Annotated in this window: 16 protein-coding genes; 9 read left to right on the forward strand and 7 right to left on the reverse strand. The window is 24.3% G+C overall.

All coding sequences use genetic code 11. The features are described from left to right. Window positions 1–80 precede the first annotated feature (80 nt). The 4 genes from cysE to Bfest607_RS03065 form a co-directional block, all read right to left on the reverse strand. Window positions 81–830 carry a serine O-acetyltransferase gene (gene cysE / locus Bfest607_RS03050; RefSeq protein ID WP_500838261.1) on the reverse strand — a complete coding sequence of 250 codons (750 nt, stop codon included), beginning with the start codon at window positions 828–830 and terminating at the stop codon, window positions 81–83. A gap of 37 nt (window positions 831–867) precedes the next feature. Further along, window positions 868–1,890 carry an NAD(P)H-dependent glycerol-3-phosphate dehydrogenase gene (gene gpsA / locus Bfest607_RS03055; protein WP_500838262.1) on the reverse strand — a complete coding sequence of 341 codons (1,023 nt, stop codon included), beginning with the start codon at window positions 1,888–1,890 and terminating at the stop codon, window positions 868–870. Window positions 1,891–2,146: 256 nt separating this feature from the next. Then, on the reverse strand, window positions 2,147–2,416 hold the full coding sequence (gene grxC, locus Bfest607_RS03060) for a glutaredoxin 3 (protein WP_500838263.1): 270 nt from the start codon (window positions 2,414–2,416) through the stop codon (window positions 2,147–2,149). Between the two features lie 12 nt (window positions 2,417–2,428). Beyond that, window positions 2,429–2,902: a rhodanese-like domain-containing protein gene (locus tag Bfest607_RS03065; protein WP_500838264.1), complete on the reverse strand. Its 474-nt coding sequence runs from the start codon at window positions 2,900–2,902 to the stop codon at window positions 2,429–2,431. Window positions 2,903–3,505: 603 nt separating this feature from the next. Here Bfest607_RS03065 and rfaD point away from each other — a divergent pair. The 4 genes from rfaD to waaA all read left to right on the forward strand — a co-directional run bounded on the left by rfaD (window position 3,506) and on the right by waaA (window position 8,267). Then, entirely contained in the window at window positions 3,506–4,498 is a 993-nt protein-coding gene (gene rfaD / locus Bfest607_RS03070; protein ID WP_500838265.1) for an ADP-glyceromanno-heptose 6-epimerase, read from the forward strand. Then, a complete protein-coding gene (waaF, locus tag Bfest607_RS03075; protein WP_500838266.1) occupies window positions 4,476–5,561 on the forward strand; it encodes a lipopolysaccharide heptosyltransferase II in 1,086 nt (361 codons plus the stop codon). Before rfaD ends, waaF begins: the two co-directional genes overlap by 23 nt. Before the next feature lie 27 nt (window positions 5,562–5,588). Further along, window positions 5,589–6,575, forward strand: a complete 987-nt coding sequence (gene waaC, locus Bfest607_RS03080) for a lipopolysaccharide heptosyltransferase I (RefSeq protein WP_500838267.1) — start codon at window positions 5,589–5,591, stop codon at window positions 6,573–6,575. Between the two features lie 402 nt (window positions 6,576–6,977). Continuing rightward, window positions 6,978–8,267 carry a lipid IV(A) 3-deoxy-D-manno-octulosonic acid transferase gene (gene waaA, locus Bfest607_RS03085; RefSeq protein WP_500838268.1) on the forward strand — a complete coding sequence of 430 codons (1,290 nt, stop codon included), beginning with the start codon at window positions 6,978–6,980 and terminating at the stop codon, window positions 8,265–8,267. 331 nt (window positions 8,268–8,598) lie between these two features. On the opposite strand, the gene rpmG is transcribed toward waaA, so the two are convergent. Both rpmG and rpmB read right to left on the reverse strand, forming a co-directional pair. After that, a complete protein-coding gene (gene rpmG, locus Bfest607_RS03090; RefSeq protein ID WP_500838269.1) occupies window positions 8,599–8,766 on the reverse strand; it encodes a 50S ribosomal protein L33 in 168 nt (55 codons plus the stop codon). Between the two features lie 4 nt (window positions 8,767–8,770). Beyond that, entirely contained in the window at window positions 8,771–9,016 is a 246-nt protein-coding gene (rpmB, locus tag Bfest607_RS03095; protein ID WP_500838270.1) for a 50S ribosomal protein L28, read from the reverse strand. A gap of 515 nt (window positions 9,017–9,531) precedes the next feature. Between rpmB and dut the strand changes: the two genes are divergently transcribed. The 5 genes from dut (at window position 9,532) to rpoZ (ending at window position 13,155) form a co-directional block, all read left to right on the forward strand. Next, a complete protein-coding gene (gene dut / locus Bfest607_RS03100) occupies window positions 9,532–9,984 on the forward strand; it encodes a dUTP diphosphatase (RefSeq protein ID WP_500838271.1) in 453 nt (150 codons plus the stop codon). Window positions 9,985–10,181: 197 nt separating this feature from the next. Then, a complete protein-coding gene (locus Bfest607_RS03105) occupies window positions 10,182–11,057 on the forward strand; it encodes a YicC/YloC family endoribonuclease (RefSeq protein ID WP_500838272.1) in 876 nt (291 codons plus the stop codon). A gap of 562 nt (window positions 11,058–11,619) precedes the next feature. Continuing rightward, complete coding sequence (locus tag Bfest607_RS03110) at window positions 11,620–12,054, forward strand: MarR family winged helix-turn-helix transcriptional regulator (protein ID WP_500838273.1); 435 nt, start codon at window positions 11,620–11,622, stop codon at window positions 12,052–12,054. A gap of 213 nt (window positions 12,055–12,267) precedes the next feature. Next, entirely contained in the window at window positions 12,268–12,900 is a 633-nt protein-coding gene (gene gmk, locus Bfest607_RS03115; protein WP_500838274.1) for a guanylate kinase, read from the forward strand. 84 nt (window positions 12,901–12,984) lie between these two features. After that, window positions 12,985–13,155, forward strand: coding sequence for a DNA-directed RNA polymerase subunit omega (rpoZ, locus tag Bfest607_RS03120; protein ID WP_500838275.1), 171 nt, complete (start codon window positions 12,985–12,987; stop codon window positions 13,153–13,155). Window positions 13,156–13,387: 232 nt separating this feature from the next. Here rpoZ and polA read toward each other — a convergent pair whose 3' ends face one another. Further along, on the reverse strand, window positions 13,388–16,237 hold the full coding sequence (polA, locus tag Bfest607_RS03125; RefSeq protein WP_500838276.1) for a DNA polymerase I: 2,850 nt from the start codon (window positions 16,235–16,237) through the stop codon (window positions 13,388–13,390). Window positions 16,238–16,339 lie beyond the last annotated feature (102 nt).

Genomic DNA, 16,339 nt, shown 5'->3' on the forward strand with positions numbered 1-16,339 from the left:
ATTTATTCTTATTTCAAACAAACTATTCACGAAAAATAAACAAAATATACATTACATTTGAACTATTCTATAGCTAATCACTATACATTATTAACTGAAACTAACTGAGCCGGTTTCCCAGTAACTGTTGAATAAGGAGGTACAGAATGCAACACAATAGAACCAGCCCCTATTTTAGCTCCACAACCTATTTCAATATTTCCTAAAACAATAGCCCCAGCTCCAATTAAAACATTTTGTTTAACTTTAGGATGACGATTTCCATGTACTTTACCAGTACTACCTAATGTTACTGATTGCATTATAGAAACATTATTTTCTATCACTGCAGTTTCTCCTATCACTACTCCAGTAGCATGATCTAACATAATCCCATAACCAATTTTTGCTGCAGGATGAATATCTACATTAAAAATAACAGAAATATAATTATAAAAATACATAGCTAAATCTAAACGATTATTTTTCCACAACCAATGAGTAATACGATATGCTTGCAATGCATGAAACCCTTTAAAATAAAGAAAAGGAGTAATATATTTTGAAACAGATGGGTCGTTAAACCGCATTATATAAACATCCCACGCTGCAGAAGTAACAATATCATCATCAGTATCGTATATATTTTTTAACATATTCACTACATCAATCACCTCTATATCTAAATTATTTAATTTTTTAGATAACATAAAAATTAAAGCATCTTTAAAACTATTATGCCTTAATAAAAATGTATATAAAAAATTCCTTAATAAAGGTTCAGAATGCATTAACGATTTAGCTTCAAGTACCATATTACTCCAAATCAAATTTACTTTATTTACAGACATATATCTCCTTCCCTTATATCATATAATAATTGATTATTTAACTTGATAAATTACTCATTTCATCAACATGTTTCCGTTTCAATAATGCATAAACTGCTTCATAAATGCTTTTATTCTTATATAATATTTGATATATTTGATTTGTAATAGGCATAACCACTCCATATCGTATAGATAACCTATATATTTCTCTTACGCTACATATTCCTTCTATTACTTGACCAATCTTTTTTTTAGCCTGAATTATATCAATTCCCTGACCCAATAATATTCCAAAACGACGGTTACGTGATTGATTATCAATACAAGTTAATACTAAATCTCCTAATCCAGCTAATCCTACAAATACACTAGCAGTAGCACCCATTGCTATGCCTAATCTAGACATTTCAACTAAACCTCGAGTAATTAAAGCAGTTTTAGCATTAGCTCCAAATCCTATTCCATCAGATATTCCTACTCCAATAGCAATAACATTCTTCACTGCTCCTGCTATCTGCATTCCAATAATATCAGTATTTTTATATACCCGAAGATTTTCAATAGAAAGTAATAACTGTTGCACATCATAACCAAATTCATCATCATTAGATGCTAAAGTTATCGCTGTAGGCAAACCTTCAGCAAGTTCTCGAGCAAAAGTTGGTCCAGATATTAGTGCAAAAGGAACATCAGCGCCTAAAATATCATCAACTACATCTTTTAATAATCGACCAGTCTTCGGCTCTAACCCCTTTGATGCAACAATAATACGAATATCATTTTTTAAATTTATTTTTATTTCTATCAACACATAACTAAAAACATAGCTAGGAACAGCAATTAAAATATTCTTAGAAAAACTTAAAGCTGCCGATAAAGACTCTTCTAAATATAGCAAAGGAGGGAAAGGAATATTTGGCAAATTTATTGGATTAGATCGATGCAACTTTAGTATCTTTATATGTTTTGAATCGTGTCCCCACAACACAACAGCATTGCCACTTTTAGCTAACGCAATAGCCAAAGCCGTTCCATATGCCCCAGCTCCTATAACAGTAACAACAATTGATTTTTGCACAAAACTAGCAACACACAATTATCTAAACCAACTTTTTTAAAGATATCCCCGTTAATTATTTTAAACCAATCTCATTTAATATTACAATTATAACTCTTTTAACAACACAAACTCAATCAAAACTCTTAGAACTTACCACCACTACATCTATTAATAATCTACATTAATAAAAATACAAACAATAATTTCTATAATTATCTCATCTACTTTAATTCCTATACGTACATGACAGGATATTTAAAATAAAAAACAACTACTATACTTTTAATACAGTATTTAAAGTTTCTAAATCATCATTTAATTTTAATAAATCATCCGACCCACCAATATGCTTTCCGTTAATAAATATCTGAGGAACTGTAACACAACCTCCAGATCTATTATACATTTCCAAATAATCAGAACTAGAAGAACCTTCATCAACAGAAATTTCTTTAAAATTCAAAAATCTGTCCTTCAAAAAATTTCTTGCTCTATCACAATAAGGACAATTTCTTTTTGTATAAATTTCTATGTTATATGACATTCTATATTCCCATTATTCTTTCTTCAAACTAAATTCATCCGATTGAAACAACAAAGGTAAGTTCCTCTTCCAACTCACAATACCACCTTTCAATACATACACCTCCTTAAATCCCAACTTATTTAAATATTTCCTTAATAAGAATACTGACCATTTCTTAAACACTGCATGTACAATAATCAATGGACCCGCTTTTTTAATTCGATCATGTATTAAAAAAAATACATCATTTTTCTTGATTTCTTTAATCGTCAAATTAATACTATTAATAATATGACCAGAACGATACTCATCCAAATTCCTAATATCTAAAACTACTGCATTCCTAGTATTAATTAAAAAAACAGCTTTTTCACAAGATATTTCAAAATAACTAAACACACAATCCGTAAAAAAATTATATATCACAACAAAAAAAACAACACCCCACACTGCAACCAACACTATATGGTTTTCTACAAATATCATTATGTCATCTAACAACATATTCTATCCTAATCAACCATATTTAAACTAGAAGAAAATATTACTACTAAAATTACAAGAAGTAAAGAAATTTTTACTACTCATCCTTCTATTTTAAATAGAAGGATGAGTAGTAAAAAATTAAAACCTACTCAATTTCATAATATTAGTTGACAAAAAACTATAAATTCAGAGATACTATCCTGTATACTCTCAACGAGAAACAAACTAACCTAGAATTTGGTTATATATATATTATATATAATATATATATAACCAAAACAGAAATGAAAGAAGGATATAATAAATAGTTTACATTTATTAAAGGATAAACGTCGTACATATTTTATATTCAACTAATTATTTATCAAAGTTGAATATAAAAAAAAAAGAATTAATAAAAAAATAAAAAATCAAAAAAGATAATCACTGAGTACTGACATAGATTATCGCAATAATATATCGACTTATATAGAATCTGCTTTTACACTTGTACGATTAGTAAAACTTGTGGTAATAGATTGTTATTTGTAAGCAAACAAGATAGCAAAAAAATAATAAAAATATTAGTAATGCACTGTTGCAAATGAAATAATTTTGAAAAATGAATAAAGGGATAGCAACATGATCATAGTCACTGGAGGAGCTGGTTTCATTGGAAGAAACATTATTAAGAAATTAAATACAATAAATAAAACAAAAATATTAGTGGTGGATAGTTTAAGAAATGGGAAAAAATATATTAATTTAGTAGAATTAGATATTTTAGACTACGAAGATAAAGATTGCTTTATTTCCAAAGTATTAAATAAACCTAATTATTTTAAAGACGCAGAAGTTATATTTCATGAAGGAGCTTGCTCTAATACTCTTGAGTGGAATGGTAGTTATGTAATGAGCAATAATTTCGAATACTCGAAATTATTGCTTCTTTATTGTCTAAAATATGAAATACCTTTTATATATGCTTCTTCTGCTTCAGTATATGGAAATAATATGAATTATTCTTATGAAATAAAAGATAATATAGTTAAAGAGAATCCTTTAACTATATATGGATATTCTAAATTTTTATTTGATAAATATGTGTTAAATGTGCTTCCGAAAGCAAATTCTCAAATATGTGGCTTACGATATTTTAATACATATGGCCCTTATGAATATCATAAGGGCCATATGGCTAGCATTATCTTTAATTTATATAAAAAAATAAAAAATAAAAAAGAACCTGTTTTGTTTACAGGCAGTAGATACTTTAAAAGAGATTTCATATACATAGATGATATAGTAAAAATAAATTTATGGGTTTGGAATAATAAAGTATCTGGAATTTTTGATTGTGGTACAGGTGATTCTAAATCCTTTGAATTTGTCGCTAATGTCGTATTAAACTATTTAAATCGTGGTTCTGTCATAAAATATATTAATATGCCGAAAGAAATTAAAAAACATTATCAATTTTTTACAAAAGCAGATACTTCTCAACTTAAAAATATAGGATATGAATGTAAATTTATTAATGTTAATGAAGGTATTTATAAATATTTAGATTGGCTGACTTGTACATATACAAAAATAAACAATTTTTATTGTTATGAAAAAAATATTAATAATTAGTCCTTCTTGGATAGGAGATGCAATTATATCGCATACTTTATATAAATTACTTATTATGAGATATGGATCTCAATTAAAAATAGATGTTATTACTCCAATATGGTGTAAACCTGTACTAGATAGAATGATAGAAATAAAAAAAATATTTATTACTCCGTATACTCATGGAACTTTAGAATTATTAAAATGTTATCAGTTAGGAAAATTGATTAAAAAAAAATACTACGAACAAGCAATAGTACTTCCGAATTCATTTAAATCTGCTTTAATACCTTTTTTGTCTAATGTTCCTATTAGAACAGGATGGAAAGGAGAAATGAGATATGGTTTATTAAATGATTTACGTGTGTTAAATAAATTATCATTTCCATTGATGATACATAGATATGCTGCATTAGCGTATAATTACAGTATGGTACAACATTTTTCTGACTTACCTAATCCTATACCGTTACCTACATTACGAATAAAATCAAAAGAAATTAAAGATACATTATTTAAATTTAAATTGAACAATATTAAAAAAAAAAATCGATTAATTGGATTATGTCCAGGATCTTCATGTGGATTTTCAAAAAGCTGGCCTCATTATTATTATATCGATTTAACTAAAAAATTAATTTATCATGGTTATCATGTAATCTTATTAGGATCATATATGGATCAAATATTAATTAATAAAGTTACTGATTTTCATGAATTAAAAAAATTTAAACAAAATCATCATAATCTTATTGGACAAACTTCTTTAAATGAAGCGATAATTATCATCGCTGTTTGTTCAGGTATTGTAAGTAATGATTCTGGATTAATGCATATAGCATGTGCTTTGAATCGACCTGTAATAGGTCTATATGGACCTAGTAATCCTTATTGTACTCCTCCATTATTTTCAAAAAGCAAAATAATTTGTTGTAATAATAATACAATACTTAATTTAAAATATAATGAGATAAAAAAATCTAATCAATATATGTATGATAATGATGGTTACTATAAAAATTTTAAAAACATTACTCCAATGCTAGTATTTGAAACATTAGAAAAATTATTAAATTATTAGTAATACTTTTATGAATATCATAATAGCATGAATGTATTAATTATAAAAATTTCTTCTATGGGAGATATTATCCATACTTTACCTGCAATAACTGATGCCGCAAGTTTGGTGCCAAATATAATGTTTGATTGGATTGTAGAAGAGACTTTTTCTAATATTCCTCAATGGCATACGTCTGTATATGAAGTTATTCCCATCAAATTAAGGTTTTGGAAAAAAAAATGGTATAGCTTATATTCTTGGCAAGAATACTACAGTTATATAAAGCAACTAAAATCCAAAAAGTACGATGTAGTAATTGACGCTCAAGGTTTATTAAAAACATCTTTGTTTGCAACATATTTTGCTGTGGGAACAAAATGTGGACTGGATCGATTAAGTGCTAAAGAACCTATAAGTTGTAAGTTTTACGATAAGTGTTTTTATATTAATAAAGCTCAACACGCTATTGAACGTATAAGAAAATTATTTTCTTATAGTTTAGGGTATTCAGTTCCAGTATATCCAGGAGAATATAATATTAAAAATACATTTCAGTCTTGTATAAAAAAATGTGATGTACCTTATTTATTATTATTACATTCTACTTCTTGTTTTTCAAAACGTTGGTCTGATTTTAATTGGTATGTTTTTATTCAAAAAGTGTTAAAATCAGGTTTTTATTATGTAAAAATCCCATTTTGGACAAAGCAAGAAGCATTATTAGCAAAACGTCTTAAATTTTATTTTGATCGAGTTATAATATTATCAAATTTAACTTTATGGGAAATTTCTATTCAAATTTTACAAGCTTCAGCAATTATATCAGTTGACACAGGATTAAGTCATTTAGCAGCAGCTCTTAATTGTCCTAATTTAACATTATATGGACCAACTGATCCAGCATTAATAGGTACATATGGGTTAAATCAAACTATTTTAAAATCTACTACTAATCAAATGAATAGTATTACTCCAGAATTTGTTTGGCATAAATTTAAAAAAAAATTTTTAAACAACAACATTAAACTATAACCATCGTTTTAGAACGATGTACGTAAAATTACAGAAGTGATAGAAATAATACTTTATTAAGGGCAAAGTCTAGAAAAAACTAATTATCGTTGTTAATCTATTTTTTGAAATATTTTAAAATTAAAGTAATTAATTTATTCATAAAAATTCGGTATTTATTAAGTAGAATTTTATACATAACGACGCTCCTGTATTTTTATCTTAATTTCTTTAAATAACTAGAAAACCATATTAAACATGATATATTATATTAAAATCTGATAGGATATCATTATATGTATAATATTTAATATTATACATATAATAACATTAATCTGATGATTTTTACAAATATTTTATTAAAATTTTGATAATTAATTTTTTAAAATTATCACGGAAAGTAAAATTATAAAATAAAACAGAATGTATATTCTCTGTATAATTATATACAATGTAATTATATATATTATTCAACCTATAATTTGGATTCGATTGTTTTGGTTAAGTTTTAAGACGACTGAATATCGAAAAAATTGGTTAAGTCGTTACGGTTATTATCAAAATAATTTAAATAATAGAAGATTGGGTGGTATAGTACTACATGCAGTATCAGTAGGAGAACTATTATCAATAGTTCCTTTAATTCATAAATTACAAAAGAATTATCCTAATGTTGTAATAACAATTACTTCAATGACTCCAGCTGGTTTAAAATTAGCTAGCCAACTTTCATTAAAATTAAAAAACATACAATGTATGTATCTTCCATATGATTTACCTAATGCTATAAAAAGATTTATAAAACATGTTCAACCTAAATTAGTTATTATTGTAGAAACAGAATTATGGCCAAATTTAATAAATATATTATATCGATATAAAATTCCTATTATTATTCTTAATGCTCGATTATCTAATATTTCTTTTAGTAAATATAAAAAATTTAATTGGTTTTTCTCTAATATTGTTCAACGCATTACTATAGTTGCTGCACAATATCAAGAAGATGAATTAAGATTTTTAAAACTAGGATTAAAAAAAGATCAGTTATGTATTATAGGTAATATGAAATTTGACATTACAGTTACTCAAAATACATTAAATCAAATTTTATATTTTAAAAAGAATTGGATTAAAGATCGTTTAGTATGGATAGCTGGTAGTACTCATAAAGGGGAAGAGAAAATATTATTACAAGTACATAGAAATCTTTTAACTATATTTCCAAATTTAATTATGATTCTATCTCCAAGACATCCAGAACGTTTTATAGATATTAAAAATATTACTAAAAATGCTGGATTTTCTTATATTACAAAAAGTAGTGGAATGATACCTTCAGAAAATACTCAAATAATTATTAATGATACTATAGGGGAATTAATGTTATTATACGGAATTTCAGATATAGCTTTTATCGGAGGTAGTTTAATAAAACATGGAGGACATAATCCATTAGAGCCAGCAATACATTCTATTCCTATAGTTGTGGGACCTTATACTTTTAATTTTAATAATATTTGTTCTATTTTATATAAATCAGGAGGGTTAATTAACATTATCAATGCTGATGATTTAATTAATATTATGTGTATTTTATTAAAAGATAAAGATCTACGTTTACGTTATGGTAATTGTGCTTATGTAGCATTACAAAATAATCAAGGAGCTACGTCTAAGGCATTTGATATTTTATGTAATTATTTGAATTAATGATATTATTTATTGTAACCTATAAATTACATTGTATTTGTTTTGAATATGCTATATAAAATATTTTATATAGCATATTAATTTTGTTAAATGACAATTTAATTGTATTTATTAAGTACATTCGTTTTATTTTTTGTTTTTATATAATAAAAGAGAATGATGTTGATCAAATTATATTTGAGTGTTTTAGCTTAAATTTCAAATAATTTTTAATTAAAAGAACGAATGAAACTTTATAATTGAAATAAAGTTAAGTTATAAAGATAAAACAGAGATTAAATTATATCCATATTTAATTAATATATAATTATATGGCTTGATATTAATTTCTTTATTTTTTATTTTTTTCTATATACACTATGTGCTTTCTTATAGTAGGATCAAATTTTTTTAGTTTTATTTTTTCGGGATTTGAACGCTTATTTTTTGTAGTAGTATAAAAATGCCCACTTTTTGCAGATGAAAATAAATAAATTATTTCTCTAATTTCTTTCGCCATTATATTATTTCTTTTTTGTTATTTTATTTTTAGAGAGTAATTTTAACAAACATTTATCAATTCCTAATTTATTAATTAAACGTATGCCTTTGGCAGATACACGAATTGAATAAAATTTTTTTTGAGTATCTACCCAAAAACGATGAGAATGAACATTTGGAATAAACCACCGTTTAGTAGCATTCATAGAATGAGAACGTTTATTTCCATTCATTGGTCGTTTTCCAGTAATTTGACATATTCTAGACATAACTTCTATTCCTATTTATACTGTTTATTTAAATCTATATTCCGACGAATAGTATAAACTAATTATTATAAATATGATAGATTTTTGATGCATTATTAAATTTTTCTATATAATTTGATAGTTACTTTATGTCTTTATATCAATTAATAATTTAATTTTTAATTAGACTGTATACATGTATATTATACATAATTAATTATTTTATTGAAAATGATATTAATTTATATCAGAATATGTTTATGTTATATTATTTTCTACATTAGAGAAATTGTTTCTAAAAAATAAATAACATTATTTATAGTATTTTTTGTTGTGTTTATTTGTTCCAATTAATATATACAATATTAATTGATTTGTTTAATACTAATTTTTTATAAAAAATGAATATATTATAATATTAACTTATACACTTATAAATTTTGATTATATATATTTATAATATATATAAATTTTGGTAGTTGTGTTTTCGTTTTCATAATTGAAATAATGTGTTAATAATCATTTTGTAAAGAACTATGAAAATTGTTGATATTAAAATTATTAATAATCATGTTTGTAGTGATTTTTTGATCCCTATATATATGACTCCTGGATCTGCAGGATTAGATTTGTTTGCATGTATTGATAATTCTATTATCATTCATCCTGGAGAAACTAAGCTTATTTCTACTGGTATTGCAATATATATTGCAGATTTAAAAATAGCAGGAATTATACTTCCTCGATCTGGATTAGGACATTATCATGGTATTGTTTTAGGTAATTCTATAGGATTAATTGATTCAGATTATCAAGGAGAAATAAAGATTTCTCTATGGAATAGAGGGGAAAAAGAATTTATTCTTATTCCTAGGAAAAGAATAGCACAATTATTGTTTATATCTATTGTTCAAATTAAATTTAATTTGGTTAAATCTTTTAAATCTTGTAGTATAAGAGGAACTAAAGGATTAGGTTATTCCACGTAAATAAAAAATTTTTAAGATAAGAGTATTTAATTGAATATTATATCTATCTTTTAAAATTTTTGATTGTGTTTGATAATGGGTAAATTTTATTATTTATAATATGTCGATTATATGAATTTATAAATTAATAAATATAATAAAAGTAATTTTTGTATATTATTATTAATAACTAATATTTGTATAAGTGAGTAAAAATTGTGGTTAATAGTATGACTGCTTTTGCAAGGCAGGAAATATCTTATACATGGGGATATGGATTTTGGGAAATTCGTTCTTTAAATCAACGTTATTTAGATATTAATATTGATTTGCCTAAAAATTTTCAAGATTTATCATGGGAAATTAGACAAATAATTAAGAGTAAAATATTTCGAGGTAGGATTGAATGTAATTTAAAGATTAATATGGATTCTTATTGTAAAAATGCTAATTTGTTTATTGATGAAAGTTTAGTTGAATTTTTAATAAAATCAGCAAAACAAATTAAATTCAAAACTAAAGATGGTGGAAATATTGATCCTATACAGATTTTGCTTTATCCAGGAGTAATATCCTGTAAACAACAAGATACATATATTATTAATAAAGAATTATTAATAAGTTTTAAAAAAGTATTAAATAAACTGATTGACAGTAGAAATGAAGAAGGAATTTTATTAAAAGATCATTTAATTAATAGATTATTAAAAATTTCAGAAATAATGGCAGATATTAAGCTAATCGTTCCTAATTTTTTAATAAAAAAAAGAAAGAAACTTTTAGAACAGATTCAAGATATTTGTGATTCGATAGATAAAACAAGATTAGAGCAGGAGTTATTAATAGTTACTCAAAAAATTGATATTTCAGAGGAGATAGAGCGTATCATTATTCATATTGGAAGTATGAATAATTGCATTTTTTCTGAAAAGTCTGGACCTATCGGAAGAAAATTAGATTTTATAACTCAAGAATTACAAAGAGAAACTAATACTTTAACTTCTAAATCAATAGACGCTAATATAATACGTTTATCTATTTCTTTAAAAGTGTTAATTGAGCAAATTCGAGAACAAGTACAAAATATTGAATAAAAGTATATAAAATAATTTAAGTTTTTATTTAAAAAAAATTTTAGATAATTTATTCATAATTTTTAGAAGATATGGAAATATTTTTTTATATTTTTTTGTTTAAAAATATAAAAAAATATTTCCATATCTTCTAAAAATTTGTACTTTATATTAAAATTTATGAAATTATCAACATATATGTTGATAATTTCATAATAAAAACTCACAAAATATAAAAAATATATCAAAATTAATCTTTTTTTTCAAAATGCTTTTTCCATTTAGGAATATTTCAAATTTTTTAAAACTTCGATAGAATAAAAATTATCTATAATTTTTATAGATGCTTATGTTGTATTGTTTATTGAATTATAGCGAGGAGGTAAAAATTTAATAATAATTTATTAATTGATATAAAACCATCTATAGATACAAGAAAATTTTTTAAAATTACTATATTTTTCAATTTGTATAGTATATCAGTTGATTTCTTGTTTGTCTTTTTAAGACATTAAAACTATAGAGTTGCTATAAAAAAAAGAATCTTATGATCATTGTTAATGAAATTTAGAGATACATAATTATGAATAGATTAACGGATATTTCAAATATGGTAGAATCTTTATCCAGAGTTTATCATCGTCTTCGTAAAGAAGTAAATGGGCAATTAATTAATGAAGGTTTATCAATGTCTAAAATGAAAATACTTCATCTTATCACAACCGGCAAAACTAGTGCAACAGATATTAAAAATTATATGGGATTTTCATCTAGGACTGTAGTTACAGTGTTAGATGCATTGGAAAAAGACAAAATGTTACGTAGACAACAAAGTCTTACAGATAGACGAGTAAAATATGTTCATATTACAGAAAAAGGAAAAGATAAATTGCGTATAGCCAAACATACTCATAATGTAATTTTAGATCGAATATTTTCTCCTTTATCTGATGTGCAACTTAAAAACTTTTATGAGGTATGCAATTTATTAGAAATTCAGCAAAAAACAGCTAGGTAAATGATTATCATTGTTATTGATTAAAAATAATTACATGAAGATGTGAGATATAACAGAATATTTTATTTATATTTTTTGCTTTTAAATAATAATTTAAATTTATTATTTAATTAATGAATTCATGGAGAAAATAAAATCACATTATACCCCATACAAATGAAATTTTGTATGGGGTATAATGTGTATTAATATAAAAATAATATATCATATTTTATGAAAAAAAATATAGGTTCATTGTGTATTATCTCTGCTCCTAGTGGAACAGGAAAATCAACGTTAATACGTGCTTTAAAAGAAAAAAATTGTTTATTATTTGATACTCGGTTATCTGTATCTTATACTACTCGTAAAAAACGTTCTGAAGAAGTACATGGTAGAGATTATTATTTTATTTCATTAGAAGAATTTGAATTTATGATTAATAAAAATATGTTTCTTGAATATGCAAAAATTTTTAATCATTATTATGGAACTAAAAAAAATCAAATTAAATTTATGTTAAATTCAGGAATTCATGTGATTTTAGATATTGATTGGCAAGGATTGCAGCAAATCAAAAAAAAGAAAAATAATTTTTATACAATCTTTATTCTTCCTCCTTCAAAAAAGGAATTAAAAGAAAGATTATATTCTAGGAGACAAGATACAGACTTAATTATTTTTAACAGAATGACTCAAGCAATCAATGAAATTTATCATTTTAAAGAGTATGATTACATCATTGTTAATGATAATTTTGATACTGCATTGTTTCATTTACAATCAATAATATTATCTGAACAATTACGATTAATATATCAAGAAAAACAACGTAGTAGTTTAATCAATGATTTATTATCGGAATGAAATAATTATAAAAAGTGAGATATAGTGTATAATTTAATTATTATTATTTATAAGATAAAATGGATAAAATAAATATAAAATAATATGAAAGCAGAAGAAATTAGTAATAGATTTGATTTAATATTAGAAGCTTCTAGAAGAGCAAGACAGATACAAAACGAAGAGAAAGAGAATTATATGATTAAACAAATTAAAAGTAAATGTACTGTACGTGCTCTTAAAGAAATAGAGTGTATATACTTAGAAAATAATTAATAAATAGTGATATGCTGAGGTATTATAATTTATTATTTCTTACACAAGAAATAAGGGTGAAGGTTTGTGTGTAACTTAATTATGATGCAGTATTATTTTAATAGATAGAATAAAATTTAACGCATAAATAATATAATTCTTGATTTGTTAAAGATGAGATGAAATGAATAAAGTAATTTTTATGTGAAAATAATATTTAATTAAACATGTATATATAATATATAATTATTATTTAGTGAGCTTTTTCCCAATTTTTTCCAATCCCGATATCTACTTTTAAAGGAACATCTAAAATAAAACATTCTTCCATTAGTTTTTTTATTTGTTTTATTGCAATATCTGCAAATGTGTTTTGAACTTCAAAAACTAACTCATCATGTACTTGCATGATCATACGAATAGGAATATTATTTTCCGTTTGAATCCAAGAATCAATAGCTATCATTGCTTTTTTGATAATATCTGCAGCACTTCCTTGCATAGGCGCATTAATTGCTGATCTTTCTGCACTTTTTTTTTGGGATATATTAGAGGAATAAATATCTGGTAAATATAATTTACGCCCATCTAAAGTAGATACATAACCATATTTGTAAGCACGATCTTTAATATATTGCATATATTTCATAACACCTGGATACCGTTGAAAATAACGATCTACGTACTTTTGAGCTTCTTTAAATGTAACTGACAATTGTTTTGCTAATCCAAAAGCAGTCATACCATAAATTAGACCAAAATTAATAGTTTTCGCTCGTTGTCTTTGTTCTCCTGTAACTAAGTTTAAAGATGTAACGAAAATTTCAGAAGCAGTTGTAGTATGAATATCTTTTTCTTCAAGAAAGTCATTAATTAATTTAAAATCACGAGATAAATGAGCCATGATTCTTAATTCTATTTGAGAATAATCAGCTGATATAATTAAAGAATTTGATGGAGCAATGAAAGCTTGACGTATTTTTCTTCCATCGTAATTGCGATTGGGGATATTTTGGAGATTAGGATTTGCAGAAGAAAGCCGCCCTGTAGAAGTTCTAGTTTGATAATACGAAGTATGTATTCGATTTGATTTTTTGTTAATCATAGATATTAGTTTATTTGTATATGTTGATTTTAATTTAGATAAACTCCTGTATTTTAAAATTATTTTTGGAATAGGGTATGTTTTAGATAATTTTTTTAGTACTTCTTCATTTGTTGATGGAGCTCCATTAGGAGTTTTTTTTAAAATTGGTAATTTTTGTTGATTGTATAATATTTCTTGTAGTTGTTTAGTTGAATCTAAATTAAATGAAGTACCAGCTAATTGATACGCTTGTGTTTTCAAATTATTTAATTGAGAATTTAATTCTATTGAGTGAGAAGTTAAAAATTTTTTATCTATTAGTACTCCATAATTTTCAATCCTGGAAAGAACAGAAATTAATGGCATTTCTATATTTAAAAATATTTTTTTTAGTTTATTATATTTTTTAATTTCTGACCATAAAGTATAGTGTAAATTTGATATAGAACACATTAGTTGTGCTGAGCATGATGATTCTAATTGTACATTTCTAGTATTTTTAATTATATAACTGTTATGATAATTGTCATAGGTTTGTTTGAATTTTGAAATAGAATCTAATATTATTTTTTCATGTAGGAAACGTTTTATATTTTGATAATTAGAAGTTCCGTATAATACATACAATTCTAATATTACATCGAAAATTAATCCAGACAAATTAATATTATATTGTTTTAGTAAAGAAAAATTTAATTTCATGTTTTGGCCAATTTTTTTTATTTCTGTATTTTCTAAAATCGGTTTCAGTATAGATAATACTTCTATCAAATCTAATCCATATTTTAATTTATCATTATTACTATTCAGAATAGTATTATTAATATTAATTGGTATATATATATTATTTATAGCATGTATATCATATGTAGATAAACATATGCCCAGTATTTGAGGTTCAAAAGTATTAGTATTATCTGAATATATATTGAATACAAAAGAATTGTGGGTGTTATTTTGTTGTATCCAATCTGTTAAGGATGAAATATTAGATATGATATAATTTGTGTTTTTTTTTGAGTGAAATAAATGATGATTAAATGTATGTTGTGTCATGTTTGTACAGAACGAAATATTTTTTAGCTGATAATTTTTAGTCATTTTTTTATAATATTTATATTTTTCTAACCATGTACCTAATTTTAATTCTGATGCCCATGTCTTGAATTCATATTTTTGGAATAATAAGAATAAATTTTTAAAATCAATATTTTGTATTGATAATATATAATCAGATTTTTTTAAAGGGACATCTATTTTAATAGATGCTAATTTATAAGAAAGAAAAGCTAACTCTTTATTTGTGATTAATGAATTGTGAATAGACTGAAAATTTCGAATATTTAATATAGGAATTTTATTTAAGTTTTGATATATTTTTTTGAGATTTCCTATTTTAGTTAATAAGATTTGTGCATTTTTTTTGCCTATTCCTGGTACTCCAGGAATGTTATCAGAACGATCTCCAATTAATGCTAAATAATCTGCTATTAAGTTTGGCGGTACTCCAAATTTTTTTTCTACTTCTGAAGAATCAAATATAATATTTGATGTAGTGTTTATTAAAATAATTTTGGAAGATACAATTTGGGCCATATCTTTATCACCAGTGCTAATGAGTACTGTTTCATTGCGTTGAGCATAAAAAGTTGCTAATGTACCAATAACATCATCTGCTTCTACATGAGGTATATAGAATGTAGAAATCCCCATTGCTTTAATTATTTTATTCAACGGAGTAATTTGAGTATATAAATCTTCAGGCATTTTAGATCGATGTGCTTTATATTGTTCAAATAAATCATCACGAAAGGTTTTTCCTGGTGTATCAAACACAATGCCTATGCGGTCAGGTTGATATTTTATTAATAAACTTGCAATCATATTTATTACTCCATAAATAACCTGAACAGGATGTCCTTTACTTGTAGTTAAAGATGGATATGCATGATAGGCTCTATGTATGTAAGATGATCCGTCTATCAAAATGATTGGATTATTCGTAATTTTAATCATGAAATACTTACTTCATATGATTTATTTATATGAATTGAACAAAAGGAAATTTATTTATTTTATTTATGATAATTAAATTATCATATTTATTATTAAAACAGA

The sequence above is a fragment of the Candidatus Blochmannia festinatus (nom. nud.) genome (genome assembly GCF_059936355.1).